Genomic DNA, 18455 nt, shown 5'->3' on the forward strand with positions numbered 1-18455 from the left:
GGGCGCTCCCCTTCCCGAGGACGTAGCACTTCTCCCATCCCTGCCCGGCCGAGCCGCCGTTTCAGGAGGCGAGCCGGGGTCAGGAGATGTACGTCCGAGAAGGAGGAAATATGGAGTCCCAGGTGCGTGGCGGGACCAGATGGAAGCGGTTCGCTGTGGTGATGGTGCCCAGCGTCGCCGCCACGGCATGTATAGGTGTCGCCCTCGCGCAGGGCGCGCTGGCGGCATCGTTCAGCGTGTCGGGTCAGTCGTTCAAGGTGAGCGCCGACTACATCCACGGTGAGGGCTTCTCGCAGTACGGAGCCATCGACACGGGCAAGACGCTCGACAACAAGGGCGCGATCCACCCGGTCGCGGTGTCGGCGTTCGCCGATGCCCGCATCCAGAAGATGTGCCAGTCGGTCGTCACGCCGGGCATCCCGTTGCTCGGCTCTGTCACTCTGCAGTTGACGGCAGGTGACAGCAGTGACCAGCAGAAGCAGGTCAGGGCCCAGAACCTGTACATCGACGTCGAGGACCTCGCCGCCGAAAAGGCCGTGTTCAACGACATGGAGATCGGCGTCTCCGCAGGTTCCATGAAGAACCCGCCCATGAAGGACAAGGACCAGGCGAGCCCCAACGGCTTCGGCCAGCAGGCGTCGTCCGTGGACCTGTACGGAGTGAAGCAGACGGCGTGGGCCACCACCGCCGGAACCTTCACCCTGCCCGGACTGAGCATGAAGCTCTACTCGGGCACCAAGGAGTGCTACTAGGCACTCGGTGACGGGCGGGGCAGGCCGTGAGGCCTCCCGCCTGTCGCCTCCGACCGGGTCTTCGCCCCCTCGCGCCCTTGTGCGCCTGCGGAAGACCCTCACCACGGCAACACCGCACCAGGGAGCTGTTTCCATGAGCGCCGAGACTCCTGCCGCCTCCAGCCTGTTCACCCGGTGGAGGCTGCAGTTCCGCGCCTGGCGGGGTACGAGGCCATTCTGGGCCGGTCTGTTCGTCATGATCGCCGGTCTCCCGATCATGTACTTCCCTTACGCGCACCTCACCATCGGTCAGTTGACGATCCGCATGTCCACGACGGCGGGCGCGGGATCGCTGATCATCGGAGTCCTGCTCGTCGTACTGGGCGTCAGTCTGTGGTTCCAGAAGCACATCCGTACCTTCGCGGGAATCGCCGCGATCCTGCTGTCGCTGGTCTCGCTCCCTGTCTCCAACTTCGGCGGCTTCATCGTCGGTTTCCTGTTCGGGATGATCGGCGGGGCGATGGCCGTGTCCTGGGCGCCGGGCCCGCCGCCCGCCCCGGCTCCGGCGCCGGAGGCCGGTGCGAACGCCGGGAACGCCCCCGAGAGCGCGTTGCCCGAGAGCCCCGCCCCGGCGGGCGACCTCACGGTGAACCCGTACAGCACGGGCCCGTCCGGCACCGGGAAGACGTCCCTGACCAAGGACGACGAGGGACCGGCCGCGCCGCACGATCTGCACGACGAACTGCACGATCTGTCAGGAACGAGCCCGGCCAACGGGGCGAACGGGAGGCACAGTGCCGGCTGACGAGGTTTCCACCGGGAGCGATGTGGACGCTGCCCGTGTGAGGACCACCGGGCCGCGCCACGCGGCACCCAAGAAGCCACTGTTCACCAGACTCCACATGCCGGCCGGCAAGGCGATAGCCCTGGCGGCCATGCCGACGGCGGTCCTGATGGGGATGGGCTTCACGCCCACCCTCGCCAACGCCGACGACCAGCCGGCGTCCAAGAGCCTCACGATCGACGAGTACAAGGACTGCGTGGCGGCCCTGGCCGACCAGGACGCCTCCCCGTCGGCCTCGCCCTCACCGTCCGCCTCGGCCGGTGCGAGCGACGACGCCGACGACTCGAAGAGCGACTCCAAGGACTCCAAGGACGAGTCCACGGACGGCTCTGCCGGTTCCAAGGACGACGCGAAGGACCCGTCGGGCGGCTCCTCTTCCTCGGGATCCTCAGGCTCCTCGGGTTCAGGCTCCGGTGACACGGCCGAGCCCGCCCCTTCGGCCTCCTCCTCGCCCGACAAGTCCGCGACGTCCGGTGACACCGCGACGACGAGCCCCTCGGACACCGGGAAGAACGTCCTGGAGACCATCGGCGACGCCATCACGGACCTCTTCGACGGCAAGACGACCGGCTCCGCCTCCGGTTCCGACGCGACGGCCACGTCGAGCCCGTCGCCGTCCGCCTCCGCCTCGGCCCCGGCCGACGACTCGTCGGGCACCGACACAGGCTCCGGCACCGGCTCCGCGGGCAAGGAAGCGGCGAAGGACACCGCCAAGAACACCGCGGCCACGGCCGAGGACACGGCGAAGGACGGCAAGGACGCCAAGGGCTCCGAGAAGAAGGCCGACGACGACGCCACGGCCTCGCCGAGCCCCTCGGAGAGCGCTTCGGCGAGCCCTTCGGAGAGCGCGAGCCCGGACGCCGACGGCTGCCCCGTGGCCACGGACGACGAGGGCGGCATCGACAACAAGGGCGTCAGGCTGCCCGACGACCCCTGGTTCCTGAACGCCAGTTCGCTGCTCCTCAAGGGCGCCGACTACCAGGGCATCGTCAAGGTGAAGACCGCCAACGGCACCGTCAAGGACGTGCTGAAGTACGTCGTCTCCGACGGGACCGACATCGGCGACCTGCACCAGACGGTGGACGACAAGCAGGCGGGCCGCATCTACCACGTGCAGGCCGGCAAGGGCACCACGTCGACCATCCGCAACGGCAACACGATCATGTACACGGAGAGCATCTCCGGGAACCTGTTCGGCCTGATCCCGGTCACGTTCACCCCGAAGACCCCGCCGCCGCTGAACATCCCGCTGATCTACTTCACCAACGTGAAGGTCCAGCAGGCCGGCCAGCTCGGCGGCACCCTGACCGTGCCGGGACTGCACCAGTACACGACGGCCGGCTGAGCCACCCCCAGACCCGTTCGGGAGCCGCACAAAACGCTGAGGGCGCCCCCTGTCGCCAGGGGGCGCCCTCAGCGCCGTACGAGCTCTGCGAGCCCTGCAAGCCCCTGCGCGGGGCCCGTGGGTCAGTCGCGGGTGTCGCCGCCCAGGTGGTGGACGCGGAGCATGTTGGTGGTGCCGGGGACGCCGGGGGGCGAGCCGGCGGTGATGATGACGATCTCGCCCGGGCTGAAGCGGTTGATCTTGGCGATCTCCTGGTCGACCATGTCGACCATCTCGTCGGTCGTGTTCACGAACGGCACGACGTGCGACTCGACGCCCCAGCTCAGCGCGAGCTGGTTGCGGGTGTTCTCGTCGGTGGTGAAGGCGATGATCGGCTGGGACGCGCGGTAGCGGGACAGCCGGCGCGCGGTGTCGCCGGACTGGGTGAACGCCACCAGGCCACGGCCGCCGAGGAAGTCGGAGATCTCGCACGCGGCACGCGCGATCGAACCGCCCTGCGTACGCGGCTTCTTGCCCGGCACGAGCGGCTGGAGCCCCTTGCTGAGCAGCTCCTCCTCGGCCGCGGTGACGATCTTCGACATCGTCTTCACGGTCTCGATCGGGTACGCGCCCACGCTCGACTCGGCGGACAGCATGACCGCGTCCGCGCCGTCCAGGATCGCGTTGGCCACGTCGGAGGCCTCGGCGCGGGTCGGGCGGGAGTTGGTGATCATCGACTCCATCATCTGGGTCGCCACGATCACCGGCTTCGCGTTGCGCCGGCACAGCTCGATGAGGCGCTTCTGCACCATCGGGACCTTCTCGAGCGGATACTCGACGGCCAGGTCGCCACGGGCCACCATGACGGCGTCGAACGCCGCGATGACGGCCTCCATGTTCTCCACCGCCTGCGGCTTCTCCACCTTGGCGATGACGGGGACCCGGCGGCCCTCCTCGTCCATGACCCGGTGGACGTCGTCGACGTCCTTGGCGTCCCGGACGAAGGACAGCGCGACCAGGTCGGCGCCCATGCGCAGCGCGAACCGCAGGTCGTCGATGTCCTTCTCGCTCAGCGCGGGCACGTTGACGGCCGCACCGGGCAGGTTGATGCCCTTGTGGTCGGAGATGACACCGCCCTCGATGACGATCGTCTTCACCCGGGAGCCCTCGACGTCCAGGACCTTCAGCTCGACGTTGCCGTCGTTGATGAGGATCTGGTCGCCGCGCGAGACGTCGCCGGGCAGGCCCTTGTACGTCGTGCCGCAGATCGTCTTGTCGCCGGGGACGTCCTCGGTGGTGATGGTGAACTCGTCACCGCGCACCAGCTCGACGGGACCCTCGGCGAAGGTCTCCAGGCGGATCTTCGGGCCCTGGAGGTCGGCCAGGACACCGATGGCCCGGCCGGTCTCCTTGGCGGCGGCCCGGACCCGGTCGTAACGGCCCTGGTGCTCGGCGTGCGTGCCGTGGCTGAAGTTGAAACGGGCCACGTTCATGCCGGCCTGGATCAGCGACACGAGCATTTCGTGGGAGTCGACCGCGGGGCCGAGAGTACAGACGATTTTCGAACGGCGCATGGGGCGATCCTATCGGCTTGTTTCGCTCCGGAATATTCCGTCTGGCGGAAGATGCGGAAGACGCGCGGAAGATTTCAGAACATACAAATGGGCGGGCTAGTGCTCAGTTGCTTTACCGGGCGGTTGCCGGGCGGCGGACGCATATCAATACCGCCTCACCCGTGCGTGGGCCTCACCAGTGCGTAGGTCTGCGTGGCGATCTCCAGTTCCTCGTCCGTCGGCACCACGGCGACCGCCACCCGGGCGCCGGCCGGCGAGATCAGCCGCGGCTCGTCGCCGCGTACGGCGTTCAGCGCGCCGTCCACCGCCAGACCGAGCGAGTCCAGGCCCGCGACGGCCGCCGCCCGCACCGGCGCCGCGTTCTCCCCGACCCCGGCGGTGAACGCGACCGCGTCCACGGTGCCGAGTACGGCGTAATAGGCGCCGATGTACTTCTTCAACCGGTGAATGTAGATGTCGAAGGCGAGCTTCGCCCGTGCGTCGCCCTCGTCGAGCCGGCGCTGGATCTCCCGCATGTCGTTGTCGCCGCACAGTCCGATCAGACCGCTCTTCTTGTTGAGAAGAGTGTCGATTTCGTCGATGGACATTCCGCCAACACGCGCCAAATGGAAGATGACGGCCGGATCGACGTCCCCGGAGCGGGTTCCCATCACGAGGCCTTCGAGCGGGGTGAGCCCCATCGACGTGTCCACGCACCGGCCCCGCTCCACCGCCGACGCGGACGCCCCGTTGCCCAGGTGCAGCACGATGACGTTCACCTCTTCGGGGGTCTTGCCCAGCAGCCCCGCCGTCGCCCGGGAGACGTACGCGTGCGACGTCCCGTGGAAGCCGTAGCGCCGCACGCGGTGCGCGTCGGCGGTCTCGACGTCGATCGCGTACCGCGCCGCCGCCTCCGGCATCGTCGTGTGGAAGGCGGTGTCGAAGACGGCGACCTGCGGCAGGTCGGGGCGCAGTGCCGTCGCGGTGCGGATGCCGGTGAGGTTTGCCGGGTTGTGCAGCGGCGCGACCGGGATCAGCCGCTCGATCTCGGCGAGGACGGCGGCGTCGATCACGGTCGGCTCGGTGAAGGTCTGGCCGCCGTGCACCACGCGGTGGCCGATGGCGGCGAGCTCGGGGGAGTCCAGCCCGAGACCGTCCTTCGCCAGCTCCTCCGCGACGGCCTTCAGCGCGGCGTCGTGGTCGGCGATCGGCCCGGTCCACTCACGGGCCGCGCCGCCGGTCGCGAGCGGCGTGTGCTTCAGCCGGGCGGACTGCTCACCGATGCGTTCGACGAGCCCGCTCGCCAGCCGGCCGCCGCCCTGCATGTCGAGCAACTGGTACTTCACCGACGAGGAGCCGGAGTTGAGGACGAGGACGCGGGTGCCGGTCACTGGGCGGTTGCCTTCTGGTCGGTGGTCTGGGGCGTGCTCTGGGCCTGGATCGCCGTGATGGCGACGGTGTTGACGATGTCCTGGACGAGCGCGCCCCGGGACAGGTCGTTGACGGGCTTGCGCAGCCCCTGGAGCACCGGCCCGACCGCGATCGCGCCGGCCGAACGCTGCACGGCCTTGTAGGTGTTGTTGCCGGTGTTGAGGTCCGGAAAGATCAACACGCTGGCCTGTCCGGCGACTTCGGACCCCGGCAGCTTGGTCGCGGCGACGGTGGGCTCGACGGCCGCGTCGTACTGGATCGGCCCCTCGATCTTCAGATCGGTGCGCCGGGCGCGGACCAGCTCCGTCGCCTCCCGCACCTTGTCGACGTCCGCGCCCGAGCCCGACGTACCGGTGGAGTACGACAGCATCGCGATCCGCGGCTCCACGCCGAACCGGGCGGCCGTCGCGGCCGACTGGATGGCGATGTCGGCGAGCTGCCCGGCGTTCGGGTCGGGGTTCACGGCGCAGTCGCCGTAGACGAGGACCTTGTCGGCGAGGCACATGAAGAAGACGGACGAGACGATGCCGGCGTCCGGCCTGGTCTTGATGATCTCGAAGGCGGGGCGGATCGTGGCCGCCGTGGAGTGCACCGATCCGGAGACCATGCCGTCGGCGAGGCCCTCCTCGACCATCAGCGTGCCGAAGTAGTTCACGTCGGAGACGACGTCGTACGCCAGCTCCACCGTGACGCCCTTGTGGGCGCGCAGTCCGGCGTACTTCTCGGCGAAGGCGTCGCGCAGTTCGCTGGTCGCGGGGTCGATCAACCGGCAGTCGCCGAGGTCGATGCCCAGGTCGGCGGCCTTCTTGCGGATCTGGTCGACGGGCCCGAGGAGCGTGAGGTCGCAGACGCCGCGGCGCAGCAGCACCTCGGCGGCGTGCAGGACGCGTTCCTCCGTGCCCTCGGGGAGGACGACCCGGCGCTTGTCGGTGCGGGCCTGTTCGAGGAGCTTGTGCTCGAACATCATCGGGGTGAGACGGTCGGTGCTGGGGGCCGACACCCGCTTCAGCAGCTCGGCGGTGTCGACGTGCCGCTCGAAGAGGCCGAGCGCGGTCTCCGCCTTGCGCGGGGTCGCCGCGTTCAACTTGCCCTCCATGGAGAACAGTTGCTCGGCGGTGGGGAAGCTGAGGCCGGGCACCGAGACGACCGGGGTGCCGGGGGCGAGTCGGGCGGCGAGGGTGAGGATCTCGTCGCTCGGGACCTCGTTGAGGGTGAGCACCACACCGGCTATCGGCGGGGTGCCGGCGCTGTGCGCGGCGAGCGAGCCGATCACCAGGTCGGCGCGGTCGCCCGGGGTCACGACCAGACAGCCCGGGGTCAGGGCGGCCAGGAAGTTCGGCAGCATGGCCCCGCCGAAGACGAAGCCGAGCGCGTCGCGGGCCAGCCCCGAGTCGTCGCCCAGCAGCACCTTCCCGCCCAGCGCGTGGCTGATCTGCGCGACGGTCGGCGCGGACAGGGCGGGCTCGTCGGGCAGCACGTAACAGGGCACGGGCAGCCGGTCGGCGAGGCGGTCGGCGATCTCGTCGCGGTCCTCGCGGGCGACCCGGTTGCTGACCATGGCGAGGACGTCGCAGCCGAGGCCCTGGTACGCGCGGTAGGCGTTGCGGGTCTCGGCGAGCACCGACTCCGCGGTCTGCCCGCGCCCGCCGACGACCGGCAGCACGGACGCGCCGAACTCGTTGGCGAGACGGGCGTTGAGGGCGAGTTCGTCGGGGAACTGGGTGTCGGCGTAGTCCGTTCCCAGGACGAGGACGACGTCGTACGCGCGGGCCACGCGGTGGAAGCGGTCGACGAGGGTCGAGACCAGCTCGTCGGCCCCCTGCTCGGCCTGGAGGGCGGACGCCTCGTGGTAGTCCATGCCGTAGCCGGTCGCGGGGTCCTGCGCCAGCCGGTAGCGGGCGCGCAGCAGCTCGAACAGGCGGTCGGGGCCGTCGTGGACGAGGGGGCGGAAGACGCCCACCCGGTCGACCCGCCGGGTCAGGAGTTCCATGACCCCCAGCTCGACGACCTGGCGGCCGTCGCCGCGGTCGATACTGGTGACGTACACGCTGCGGGTCACGCGAGCTCTCCGTTCCTGCTGTCGGGCTTTGGGGCTTTCGGGCTCTCGGGGTCATAAAAATCGCCCACCTAGGTGAGCGGATCGCTCTTGACAATACCCCTGGCCGTGGATAAGGCGCCCGTCAAGAGACAGCCCGGTCGGCGGCGTGGAACAATCGAGGCCAGGCTCACCGATACCGACAGCGAGCAGGAGACACAGCACGATGCGCATCGGAGTTCTCACCGCAGGTGGCGACTGTCCCGGCCTCAACGCAGTGATCCGGTCGGTCGTACACCGAGCGGTGGACAACTACGGCGACGAGGTCATCGGTTTCGAGGACGGCTACGCGGGTCTGCTCGACGGCCGCTACCGAGGCCTCGACCTCAACGCGGTGAGCGGCATCCTGGCCCGCGGCGGCACCATCCTCGGCTCCTCCCGGCTGGAGCGCGACCGGCTGCGCGAGGCCTGCGAGAGCGCCTCCGACATGATCCACGACTTCGGCATCGACGCGCTGATCCCGATCGGCGGCGAGGGCACGCTGACGGCGGCGCGGATGCTGTCGGACGCCGGGCTGCCGGTGGTCGGCGTCCCGAAGACGATCGACAACGACATCTCGTCGACGGACCGCACGTTCGGCTTCGACACGGCGGTCGGCGTCGCCACGGAGGCGATGGACCGCCTGAAGACGACCGCCGAGTCGCACCAGCGCGTCATGGTCGTCGAGGTCATGGGCCGGCACGCGGGCTGGATCGCGCTGGAGTCCGGGATGGCGGCGGGCGCGCACGGCATCTGCCTGCCGGAGCGGCCCTTCGACCCGGCGGACCTGGTGAAGATGGTCGAGGAGCGGTTCGCGCGCGGCAAGAAGTTCGCGGTGATCTGCGTCGCGGAGGGCGCGCACCCGGCCGACGGCACGATGGACTACAGCAAGGGCGCGATCGACCAGTTCGGCCACGAGCGCTTCCAGGGCATCGGTACGGCCCTGGCGTACGAGCTGGAGAAGCGGCTCGGCAAGGAGGCCCGCCCGGTCATCCTCGGCCACGTCCAGCGCGGCGGCGTCCCGACGGCGTACGACCGCGTCCTCGCGACCCGGTTCGGCTGGCACGCGGTGGAGGCGGCGCACCGGGGCCAGTTCGGCCGGATGACGGCGCTGCGCGGGACGGACGTGGTGATGGTCCCCCTCGCGGAGGCGGTGACCGAACTGAAGACGGTCCCGAAGGACCGGATCGTGGAAGCGGAGTCGGTCTTCTAGCAGCCCCTTTAAGGGCTCTCGGCTTCTCTCTAGGCGGTTCGGCTCTCGATCATCGCCCAGAAGTCGTCGACGATCCGGTCGAGGAAGTCCTGTCCGCCGTCGCCCGGGTTCGGTGTGGCGGCCAACTGCCCCTGGTAGTCGCGGTGCAGCTCCTGGAGGGCGTCCTCCAGGAGTCGCCGGTCCAGGGGGACGATCCTGCCGACCGGTTTGACGTACGCCTGCCAGCGCGTGCGCGTCGCGGTGCGCAACAGGTCTGCGAGCCTGGCCTCGTGGCCGGTGAGGGCGATCAGGTCGGGCAGCGTGAGGTGGAGCAGCTCGGCGAGCGCGGCCGTCTGCCGGTCCGTGCCCTGCCACTCCCCGCTCTCCTCCATCCGCGCGTACGCCGCGAACTCGTGCCCCACGGTCCGGGCGACGTCCTCCGGTGCGAACCCGCGGGCGATGCGATGGTCGCGCAGGCTCCGCGGCCGGCCGATCAACTCGACCGGCGAGCACCACAACACCCCGGCGAGCGCGGTGAGTTCGGGGTGCGTGGGGGTGAGCGTGCCGCGTTCCCAGGCGTGGACGAGGTCGGGAGTGGCGTGCGGCAGCGCGTACGACGCCCGAAGCCCGTGAGCGACGTGCCCCGGCGTCATCCCGAGCGCGGCGCGAAGTCTGCGGGCGGCGGGGGCGTTGAAGGGCGGACCTGCTTGGCGCGTGTGGGACGGGGGTCTGGGCACGGGGACAAGGTAGGTGGTGGGGGGTGGGGTGGCTACCGGGTGTTTGGCCATAGTCACCGGTCGGGACTCCGGCGGCGTCCCGTGTGCCCCGTTATCCCGTGATCTTGCCGATGACGGGCCCGTAGAAGGTGCCGCCCTGGAAGGTGATGTGGTCGCCCGCGGAACCGGGGTGTGGGGTGTGCGGGCGGTGTTTGTGCAGCACCGCTCGTGCCACCTCCGCCGCCTGCCGGGCGGCCTGTTGCCGGGAGCCGGTGGTGTCCGTCGCGGTCTTCGTGGCGTCGGCGTGGTCGCTGATGCCCCGGATCACGAGGGCGTCCAACTGGCTGTTCACATGGGCCGCGTGGGCCGCGCCGGAGCCCTCCATCTCGATCGCGGCCGTGTCGTTGTAGTGCGTGCGCAGATGCCCGGCGATCTCGGCCTCGGCGTCGGCCAGGACCACGTCCCCTGAGGCGATCGGCTTGAAGTGGGAGCGGACGTCCGGCAGGTCCCGTGCGGCCGAACGGGCCGCCTGGAGCAGGGCGTTGGACGCGTGCCAGGCCTCGGGGCGGGCCAGGAAGCCCTGCGGGGTCCACTTGCCGCCGTGGATGCCGTAGACCTTGGTGCCGATGACGACGTCGCCGATCTCGATGTCGTCCTTCAGGCTGCCCGCGATGCCGACGAACAGGATCGCCTGCGGGCGGAGCCAGGTGACGAGTTGGGTGGTCATCGCCGCGGCGTTGACCACGCCCTCGCCCAGTTCGGCGAGGGCGACCTGCCAGGGGGTGCCGTCGAGCCCGCCGACCTCGACGCGGGTGCCGTCCCGGTGGACGTGTTCCGCGCGGTCGGTGAGATGTGCGCGTACGGCCGCGTATTCGAGCGCGAGCGCGGTAAGGACCACGACAGTGGGTTTTGTCTCTGGCACCCCTTCAAGGTACTGCCAGGTCCATCGGGGGAGAGGACGGTTGCCATGGCCGAACAGGGCGTCGGGGTCGGGCAGTTGCTGCTCGCGGAGTACCAGAGCGTCAAGGACGAGCAGAAGGCGCGGATCGGGTTCCGGGACAACCTGCTGTACGTGACGCTGGCGGTGGTGGCCGCCGTCGCCGCCGCGGCGGCCCAGGCCAAGCAGGCGTCGATGCTGCTGGCGCTGCCGCCGACGTGTGTGGTGCTGGGGTGGACCTACCTGGTCAACGACGAGAAGATCTCGGCCATCGGACGGTATGTGCGCGGGGAGTTGGGGCCACGGCTGGCGCAACTGACGGGGACCGACGTGGCGTTCCGGTGGGAGAGCTATCACCGCGACGACGCCGGGCGCGTGACCCGCAAGGCCGTGCAGTGCGTCGTCGACCTGGTGGCGTTCTGCGTCGTGCCGCTGGCCGCGCTCGTCGTGTACTGGGTGGGCGGGCCGGTGACGGCGGGGCTGCTCGCGCTGTCCCTCGTCGAGGCGGGGGCGGTGGCCGCGCTGGGGGTGTTCGTGGTGCGGTACGCGGTGCCGTTCGGGGGCGGCGGCGCGTGACCTGAATTGCTGCTTCGGCGGTATGGCACCCGGTCTGTGGAATTACGCGGGCATTCATCCGATTTCGAGGAGTCGGCCGCGTTTGCGGAAACTATGTTCTGAGCAAAGTGCATAGTTAATCCGTTGTGTGCGTCTGGCCTCGCTGGTAGCATCTTTCGCGACCAGAACATTTCAGAATGCACCGGGGGAATGACGTCGTGAACGTACGAAGCAAAGGCATCTCGACCACGATTGCCTTCGCCATGACCGGCGTGATGTGTGGAATTGGCGCACAGACGGCGAATGCGGCTCCCATGGCTCCGGCGGCTTCGGTGACTTCCGTGGAAGTCCAGGCCGCCGGCGTCGGAGCCGACGAGATCTGCACGGTCGTGGGGATCGGCAGTGGCGCGGCCGGCCTCACCAAGGCGCTGGCCAAGGGCGCGTCGTGGGTCGGCATCGGGGCCAGCATCGGCTGCTACCTGTATTCGCAGGCGAAGAACGCCACGCCCGCGCAGAAGCGGGCAGCCATGATCAAGTCGTACAAGAGCTACCAGGCGAAGAGCGACCTCAAGAAGCTCGAGGCGCTCGGGTATTCCTGCCAGAAGAAGAACGGTGGCGGTGGCGGCGGCACCGATGTCGCGCCCCGGATCGGGTACCGGGACATCACCATGAAGGGCGTCACGTACAAATGCGGTAACACCAGCGACTGACCGGTCGCCGGGGCGGCGCTATGGAGGGCGATTCCGCTCTCCATAGCGCTGGTCGTAGTTATCGTGGCCGTCGTGGTCGTCGTAGCCGCCGCGGTTTTTCACCGGTTCTTTCCGGTACCCGCTCCTCGTGTCCACCGGTACACCAGCTCCGGCCTTCCCACCTGGCCGTAGAGCGGCTTTCGTTCGGCTCTGCCCGCCTCCACCAGGTGTTCCAGATACCGCCGGGCCGTGATGCGGGAGATTCCCACCGCCTCGGCGACTCCGGCCGCGGTCAGGCCCTCCGCCGCCTCCCGCACCGTCTCCGTGACCCGCTCCAGGGTCGGTGAGCTGAGGCCCTTGGGCAGTGCCGCCGGGCTCGGTGCGCGCAGTGCGGCGAGGGCGCGGTCGACCTCGTCCTGGCCGCTCGCCTCGCCCGCCGCGCCCCGGAACTCGGCGTACCGGACCAGCCGGTCCCGCAGGGTCGCGAACGTGAACGGCTTCAGCACGTACTGGACGACCCCCAGGGACACGCCCTCGCGCACCACCGTCAGGTCCCGCGCCGACGTCACCGCGATGACGTCCGCGTGATACCCGGCCGCCCGCAGCGAGCGCGCCAGTTGCAGCCCGTGCGCGTCCGGGAGGTGCAGGTCCAGCAGCAGCAGGTCCACCGGCGTGCGGTCCAGCAGGCGTCGCGCCTCCGCGCCCGTGTGCGCCTTGCCGACCGCCACGAAGCCCGGCACCCGCCCGACGTACATGACATGGGCGTCCGCGGCGACCGGATCGTCCTCCACGACCAGCACTCTGATCGGCTCTTCGCCCGTCATCCTCTGCCTCCACCAGACGTGGCACCGGCCCCGGAGGCACCGGCCCCGGAGGCACCGGCCCCGGAAACCCGGGACGCGGCAGCCGCCCGCAGCGGCAGGCGGACCTCGAACTCGGCTCCGCCGCCCGCCGCCTCCGCCACCGACAGCGTCCCCTCGTGCCGGTGCACGGCCTGCCGGACCAGGGCCAGCCCGAGACCCCGGCCGCCCGGCCCCGCCGGTTTCGTCGAAAAGCCGCGCTCGAAGACCAGGGAGGCGTGCGCCGGATCCACGCCCGCCCCCGTGTCCGCCACCCGGAACAGGAGCGCGTCGCCCTCCGTGCGGGCGGTCACGGTCACCCGCGCGCCCACGCTGCCCTGCGCCGCGTCCACGGCGTTGTCGATGAGGTTGCCGAGGATCGTCACCAGATCCCGGGCCGGCAGCGACTCCGGGAGCAGACCGTCGTCCATACCGCTCTCCTGCGACACCACCAGTTCCACGCCCCGCTCGTTCGCCTGTGCCGTCTTGCCCAACAGCAGCGCCGCCAGGACCGGTTCGCTGACCGCCGACACCACCTGGTCCGTCAGCGCCTGGGCCAGTTCCAGTTCAGCCGTCGCGAAGTCGACGGCCTCCGCCGCGCGGCCCAGTTCGATCAGCGAGACCACGGTGTGCAGGCGGTTCGCCGCCTCGTGGGCCTGCGAGCGCAGCGCCTGCGTGAAGCCCCGCTCGGAGTCCAACTCACCCATCAGGGACTGGAGTTCGGTCACATCGCGCAGGGTGACGACCGTCCCCCTGCGCTCCCCGCCCGACACCGGGGAGGTGTTCACCACCAGCACCCGGTCCGCCGCCAGGTGGACCTCGTCGACCCGGGGTTCCGAGGCGAGCAGCGCGCCCGTCAGCGGGGCGGGCAGGCCGAGCTCGGCCACCGACGTGCCCACCACCTCCCCGGAGACGCCCAGCAGTTCCCGGCCGCCGTCGTTGATCAGCGCCACCCGGTACTGCCCGTCCAGCATCAGCAGCCCCTCGCGCACCGCGTGCAACGCGGCCTGGTGGTAGTCGTGCATCCGGCTCAGCTCCGCCGCGTTCATGCCGTGCGTGTGGCGGCGCAGCGACGCGTTGATGACGTACGTGCCGATCGCGCCCAGGGCGAGCGCGCAGCCGGCGACCGCGAACAGGGCCGTCACCTGGTCCTGCACCCGCTTGCTGATCGACTCGACCTTGATGCCCGCGCTGACCAGTCCGACGACCCGGTGGTTCGCGTCCTCCACCGGGGTGACCGCGCGGACGGACGCGCCGAGGGTGCCGGTGTACGTCTCGGTGAACGTGCCGCCCTTCAGGGCCTTCGCCGTGTTGCCCCGGAAGCGCTGGCCGATCTGCGACTCGTCCGGGTGGGTCCAGCGGATGCCTTGCGGGTTCATGATCGTGACGAAGTCGACCTCGGTGTCCCGCATGACCCGCAGGGCGTACGGCTGGAGCTCGGCGGTGGGGTTCGGGGCCTGGATGGCCGACCGTACGGAGGGGGAGTCGGCGACCGAGCGGGCCACGGCGCGGGCCTGGCGGCCCGCCGCGTCCTCGGCCTGGGTGCGGTCGCTGACGTACGTGAACAGCGCGTACCCCGCGACGAGCACCGCTATCAGCACGGCCTGCATGGCGAAGAGCTGGCCGGCCAGACTGCGGGGTCTCGGCATGTCGGGGATGCGCATGTCGTCAGTGTGCCCCCGAGGTTAAGTGTGAACTAAATGAACGGAAGGGTGACCGCCCTCACAGGACGGGAGATAGTCGCGGCAATCCCCCATAAACCCCGGACGTGAGCCGCACTCCGGTGGATGCCGACGAAGACGTCAAGGAGGGCAGCCGTGGCCGCCAGCAGCACCCCCGATACGGCACCTGCCGCACCCGCAGTCAAGCGGGACCGCACCCACTATCTGTACATCGCGGTGATCGTCGCGGTGGCGCTCGGCATCGCCGTGGGCCTGATCTGGCCCGACGCCGGGGTCGAGCTGAAGCCCCTGGGCACGGGCTTCGTCAACATCATCAAGATGATGATCTCGCCGATCATCTTCTGCACGATCGTGCTGGGCATCGGGTCCGTGCGCAAGGCCGCCAAGGTCGGCGCGGTCGGCGGCATCGCGCTCGGCTACTTCACGGTGATGTCGCTGGTCGCGCTGAGCATCGGTCTCGTTGTCGGCAACATCCTGCACCCGGGCGACGGGCTGCACCTCACCGACGCGATCAAGGCGTCCGGGCACGACCAGGTCACGGAGGCGCTGCCGCCGGTCGACTTCGTCCTGTCGATCATCCCGAAGACCTTCGTCGCCGCCTTCACCGGCGAGCAGGTCCTGCAGACCCTGCTGGTCGCCCTGCTCGCCGGCTTCGCGCTCCAGGGCATGGGCAGCGCCGGCCAGCCGATCCTGCGGGGCGTCGAGCACATCCAGCGGCTCGTCTTCCGCATCCTCGCCATGGTGATGTGGGCCGCCCCGGTCGGCGCGTTCGGCGCGATGGCCGCCGTCACCGGGTCCGCCGGCGTCGACGCGCTGAAGAAGCTCGCCATCCTGATGGTCGGCTTCTACATCACCTGCTTCCTCTTCGTCTTCATCGTGCTCGGCGCGCTGCTGCGGATCGTCTCCGGCCTGAACATCTTCACGCTGTTCAAGTACCTGGGCCGGGAGTTCCTGCTGATCCTGTCCACGTCCTCCTCCGAGTCCGCGCTGCCGCGCCTCATCGCGAAGATGGAGCACCTGGGCGTCAGCAAGCCCGTCGTCGGCATCACCGTCCCGACCGGCTACTCCTTCAACCTCGACGGCACCATGATCTACATGACCATGGCGTCCCTGTTCATCGCCGACGCGATGGGCACCCCGATGCCGGTCGGCGAGCAGATCCCGCTGCTGCTCTTCCTGCTGCTGGCCTCCAAGGGCGCGGCCGGTGTCACCGGCGCGGGTCTGGCCACGCTGGCCGGCGGTCTCCAGGCGCACAAGCCGGCCCTGGTGGACGGCATGGGCCTCATCGTCGGCATCGACCGCTTCATGAGCGAGGCGCGCGCCCTGACGAACTTCGCGGGCAACGCCGTGGCCACCGTCCTGATCGGCACCTGGACGAAGGAGATCGACCGCGCGCGCGTCGACCAGGTACTCGCCGGACACCTCCCCTTCGACGAGAAGACGCTGCTCGACGAGCACGAGGCCCATGGCGACGCCGAGGGCGACGCCGTCGAGGTCCTCCCCGAGCAGGGCGGCGAGAAGGAACTGGCCAAGGCCTGAGTTCCACCGCCCGACCCCGAGGACCCCAGGGTCCTCCCCGACTCCGAGCGTCCGGCCCGGCCTGAACCCGGGCCGGGCGCTCGGCATTCGTCACGGGGCATCGCCCTCCGGGCCTCTCCCGCTTCCGTCGGCGTACGTCAGTTCACCGTTCCCAGCGTTTCGGTGACCGCTTGTCCCAGCCACTGCCGTACGTCGCCGAAGGCGAACCCGAGTTGCGTGGCACGGGAGTTGTCCATGCCGTAGCAGCGGCGGAAGGCGAACGGGGACAACTCGTCGGTCTCCGACGCCTCCTGGAACACCACCGCGCCGCCGCAGGCAGCCGCGGCCACCGCCTCGCACAACTCCCGTGTCGTCAGCGTGCCGTGGGAGGCCGCGTTGACGGGGCCGGTGAAGTCCTGGCCCACCGTCCAGAAGAGGAAGTCGGCGATCTCGTCGACGTGGATGTAGGTCGCCGGACGGTTCACCGGAGGCACGGTGATCGGCTCGCCGGTGCGGATGCGGTCCGCGTAGTGGGCGAGCCGTCCGGTGAAGTCGTCGTCCCCGCCCAGGACATGGGCGACCCGGACGGCCACATAGGGGAATACCGGCTCCGCCACGAACACCGCCTCCGCCTGCCGCTTGCCCTCGCCGTAGTGGGCGTCGAGGAACTCCGGTTCGTGCCAGGGGAGTTCGAGATCGACGGCCGCGTCCATCGGATCGACGTCCGCCTCCCGGACCGGCGCGACGGAGTCCTGGTCCGCGTAGACCTCGACCGTCGACGTCATCACGTAGCGGCCGGTGCGGCCCGCGAGGACGCGGCGCGTGATGGCCGCCTGGCGCGGGGTGTAGCAGACCTGGTCGACGACGACGTCGAAGGTGCGCGCGCCGAGAGCGGCGCGCAGCGCGTCCTCGTCGTCCCGGTCGGCGATCAGGTGGACCACCCCGGCGGGCGGCGGCGACGAACCGCGGTTGAGGACCGTGACCCGGTCCCCGGCGGCCAGCAGCCGCGCGATGAGCCGCTTGCCGAAGTAGCGGTTCCCGCCGATGACCAGCACTTCTCGCTTTTCCATGGCCATAATTTTTCCGGCCTGTACACGCGTTCTGAAGGGGCAACCATGGGAGTTCCGGCCGCCGTACCGAAAGAACCACGGCACGCGCGCGCCTATGCCGACGAAACATCGGTGGCCTTCGACGCGCTGGACCGGCAGATCCTCCAGCTCCTCCAGACCGACGGCCGCATCAAGCTCAGCGAGCTCGGCCGACAGGTCCGGCTGAGCCCGGCCGCGGTCACCGAGCGGGTCCGACGGCTGGAGGCGGCGGGCGTGATCAGCGGCTACGGCGCCCATGTCGTCCCGGGCCGGCTCGGCTACGGCATCCAGGCGTTCATCCGGGTCGACCCGCACGGCGGCTACACCCTGAAGCACCCCAGGACCCTGGAGCTGATCCAGCGGCCCGAGATCACCGAGGTGCACCACGTAGTCGGCGAGGACTGCTGAATCCTCAAGGTCGCCGTCCGGGACACCGTCCACCTGGAGGAGGTCCTCGAAGCGGTCTCCGAGCTCGGGCGCACCACGACGTCGATCGTGCTGACCTCCCCGGTGGAGCGCAAACCGCTGTTGCCCTGACGCCGACGTCAAGGATTACCGTCCTGGACATGCGAATCGGCGAGCTGGCCGCGCGGGCCGGGACCACGACGCGGGCCCTGCGGTACTACGAGGCGCGGGGGCTGTTGCCCGCGCGGCGGGGTGGCAACGGGTACCGGACGTACGACGAGGGTGATCTGAAGCTGCTCCGGCAGATCAGGACCCTGCAGGACTTCGGGTTCGATCTGGAGGAGACGCGGCCCTTCGTGGAGTGTCTGCGGGCCGGGCATCCGGAGGGGGACTCGTGTCCGGCCTCGCTCGCCGTCTACCGGCGGAAGCTGGCCGAACTGGATTCCCTGATCGGGGAGTTGCAGGCGGTGCGCGCGGAGATCGGGGTGCGGCTGGCGACGGTCGAGGAGCCGGTGCCGTTGTGCGAACTGGGAGGACGGGAACTGTGAGCGACGTTACGGACGTCACGGACGAGGATTTCACCGCGGAGGTGATCGGGGCCGGGTTGCCGGTGCTGGTGGAGTTCACGGCGGACTGGTGTCCCCCGTGTCGGCAGATGGCACCGGTGCTGCGTGCCCTGGCCACCGAGGAGGCCGGTCGACTCAAGGTGGTGCAGTTGAACGTGGACCAGAATCCGGAGACCACGAACGCCTACAAGGTTCTCTCGATGCCCACGTTCATGGTCTTCCGGGGCGGTGAGCCGGTGAAGGCCATGGTGGGGGCCCGGCCCAAGCGCCGACTGCTGGAGGAACTGGCCGAGGTGATCTGAGGGACCCGG

At 69.9% G+C, this 18455-nt stretch carries 17 protein-coding genes and 1 pseudogene; 10 read left to right on the forward strand and 8 right to left on the reverse strand.

Going from position 1 to position 18455, the window contains the following annotated elements; translation table 11 throughout:
* The first annotated feature begins 110 nt into the window (after positions 1 to 110).
* From BMZ82_RS17065 to BMZ82_RS17075, 3 genes are all read left to right on the forward strand, one after another.
* On the forward strand, positions 111 to 752 hold the full coding sequence (locus BMZ82_RS17065; protein ID WP_093776564.1) for a DUF6230 family protein: 642 nt from the start codon (positions 111 to 113) through the stop codon (positions 750 to 752).
* A gap of 133 nt (positions 753 to 885) precedes the next feature.
* The gene (locus BMZ82_RS17070; RefSeq protein WP_093776566.1) at positions 886 to 1536 is read left to right on the forward strand and encodes a DUF6114 domain-containing protein; all 651 of its coding nucleotides are present in this window, start codon (positions 886 to 888) and stop codon (positions 1534 to 1536) included.
* A complete protein-coding gene (locus BMZ82_RS17075) occupies positions 1526 to 2920 on the forward strand; it encodes a hypothetical protein (RefSeq protein ID WP_093776568.1) in 1395 nt (464 codons plus the stop codon). Before BMZ82_RS17070 ends, BMZ82_RS17075 begins: the two co-directional genes overlap by 11 nt.
* Positions 2921 to 3042: 122 nt before the next feature.
* Here the strand turns inward: BMZ82_RS17075 and pyk are convergent, their stop codons facing one another.
* From pyk to pta, 3 genes are all read right to left on the reverse strand, one after another.
* Positions 3043 to 4473, reverse strand: coding sequence for a pyruvate kinase (gene pyk / locus BMZ82_RS17080; protein WP_093776570.1), 1431 nt, complete (start codon positions 4471 to 4473; stop codon positions 3043 to 3045).
* 155 nt (positions 4474 to 4628) lie between these two features.
* Positions 4629 to 5843: an acetate kinase gene (locus tag BMZ82_RS17085; RefSeq protein ID WP_093776572.1), complete on the reverse strand. Its 1215-nt coding sequence runs from the start codon at positions 5841 to 5843 to the stop codon at positions 4629 to 4631.
* Complete coding sequence (pta, locus tag BMZ82_RS17090) at positions 5840 to 7942, reverse strand: phosphate acetyltransferase (RefSeq protein WP_093776574.1); 2103 nt, start codon at positions 7940 to 7942, stop codon at positions 5840 to 5842. The genes BMZ82_RS17085 and pta overlap by 4 nt, the downstream gene beginning before the upstream one ends.
* Before the next feature lie 202 nt (positions 7943 to 8144).
* Between pta and BMZ82_RS17095 the strand changes: the two genes are divergently transcribed.
* A complete protein-coding gene (locus BMZ82_RS17095; protein WP_054239866.1) occupies positions 8145 to 9170 on the forward strand; it encodes an ATP-dependent 6-phosphofructokinase in 1026 nt (341 codons plus the stop codon).
* Between the two features lie 29 nt (positions 9171 to 9199).
* Here BMZ82_RS17095 and BMZ82_RS17100 read toward each other — a convergent pair whose 3' ends face one another.
* Both BMZ82_RS17100 and BMZ82_RS17105 read right to left on the reverse strand, forming a co-directional pair.
* Positions 9200 to 9937, reverse strand: a complete 738-nt coding sequence (locus BMZ82_RS17100) for an XRE family transcriptional regulator (RefSeq protein WP_371271239.1) — start codon at positions 9935 to 9937, stop codon at positions 9200 to 9202.
* 40 nt (positions 9938 to 9977) lie between these two features.
* Positions 9978 to 10787 (reverse strand): 5'-methylthioadenosine/S-adenosylhomocysteine nucleosidase, encoded by an 810-nt coding sequence (locus tag BMZ82_RS17105; RefSeq protein WP_093776576.1) that lies wholly within the window; start codon positions 10785 to 10787, stop codon positions 9978 to 9980.
* 45 nt (positions 10788 to 10832) lie between these two features.
* On the opposite strand from BMZ82_RS17105, the gene BMZ82_RS17110 reads away from it, so the two are divergent.
* Complete coding sequence (locus tag BMZ82_RS17110) at positions 10833 to 11378, forward strand: hypothetical protein (RefSeq protein ID WP_093776578.1); 546 nt, start codon at positions 10833 to 10835, stop codon at positions 11376 to 11378.
* A 197-nt stretch (positions 11379 to 11575) separates the two neighbouring features.
* Complete coding sequence (locus BMZ82_RS17115; RefSeq protein ID WP_256251948.1) at positions 11576 to 12067, forward strand: hypothetical protein; 492 nt, start codon at positions 11576 to 11578, stop codon at positions 12065 to 12067.
* A gap of 98 nt (positions 12068 to 12165) precedes the next feature.
* Here the strand turns inward: BMZ82_RS17115 and BMZ82_RS17120 are convergent, their stop codons facing one another.
* Positions 12166 to 12870, reverse strand: a complete 705-nt coding sequence (locus BMZ82_RS17120; protein WP_093776582.1) for a response regulator — start codon at positions 12868 to 12870, stop codon at positions 12166 to 12168.
* The gene (locus BMZ82_RS17125; RefSeq protein ID WP_093776584.1) at positions 12867 to 14549 is read right to left on the reverse strand and encodes an ATP-binding protein; all 1683 of its coding nucleotides are present in this window, start codon (positions 14547 to 14549) and stop codon (positions 12867 to 12869) included. Before BMZ82_RS17125 ends, BMZ82_RS17120 begins: the two co-directional genes overlap by 4 nt.
* Positions 14550 to 14672: 123 nt before the next feature.
* On the opposite strand from BMZ82_RS17125, the gene BMZ82_RS17130 reads away from it, so the two are divergent.
* Entirely contained in the window at positions 14673 to 16106 is a 1434-nt protein-coding gene (locus BMZ82_RS17130) for a cation:dicarboxylate symporter family transporter (RefSeq protein WP_093776586.1), read from the forward strand.
* Positions 16107 to 16243: 137 nt separating this feature from the next.
* Here the strand turns inward: BMZ82_RS17130 and BMZ82_RS17135 are convergent, their stop codons facing one another.
* The gene (locus tag BMZ82_RS17135; protein ID WP_256251949.1) at positions 16244 to 17155 is read right to left on the reverse strand and encodes an NAD-dependent epimerase/dehydratase family protein; all 912 of its coding nucleotides are present in this window, start codon (positions 17153 to 17155) and stop codon (positions 16244 to 16246) included.
* Positions 17156 to 17200: 45 nt separating this feature from the next.
* Between BMZ82_RS17135 and BMZ82_RS17140 the strand changes: the two are divergent.
* The 3 genes and pseudogenes from BMZ82_RS17140 to BMZ82_RS17150 all read left to right on the forward strand — a co-directional run bounded on the left by BMZ82_RS17140 (position 17201) and on the right by BMZ82_RS17150 (position 18446).
* Positions 17201 to 17710, forward strand: a pseudogene (locus BMZ82_RS17140) (Lrp/AsnC family transcriptional regulator).
* A gap of 29 nt (positions 17711 to 17739) precedes the next feature.
* A complete protein-coding gene (locus BMZ82_RS17145) occupies positions 17740 to 18126 on the forward strand; it encodes a MerR family transcriptional regulator (RefSeq protein WP_033285465.1) in 387 nt (128 codons plus the stop codon).
* Positions 18123 to 18446, forward strand: a complete 324-nt coding sequence (locus BMZ82_RS17150; RefSeq protein ID WP_093776590.1) for a thioredoxin family protein — start codon at positions 18123 to 18125, stop codon at positions 18444 to 18446. Before BMZ82_RS17145 ends, BMZ82_RS17150 begins: the two co-directional genes overlap by 4 nt.
* Positions 18447 to 18455: the final 9 nt, after the last annotated feature.

Origin of the sequence: Streptomyces sp. yr375, assembly GCF_900110755.1 — a bacterium.
Classification (GTDB): domain Bacteria; phylum Actinomycetota; class Actinomycetes; order Streptomycetales; family Streptomycetaceae; genus Streptomyces.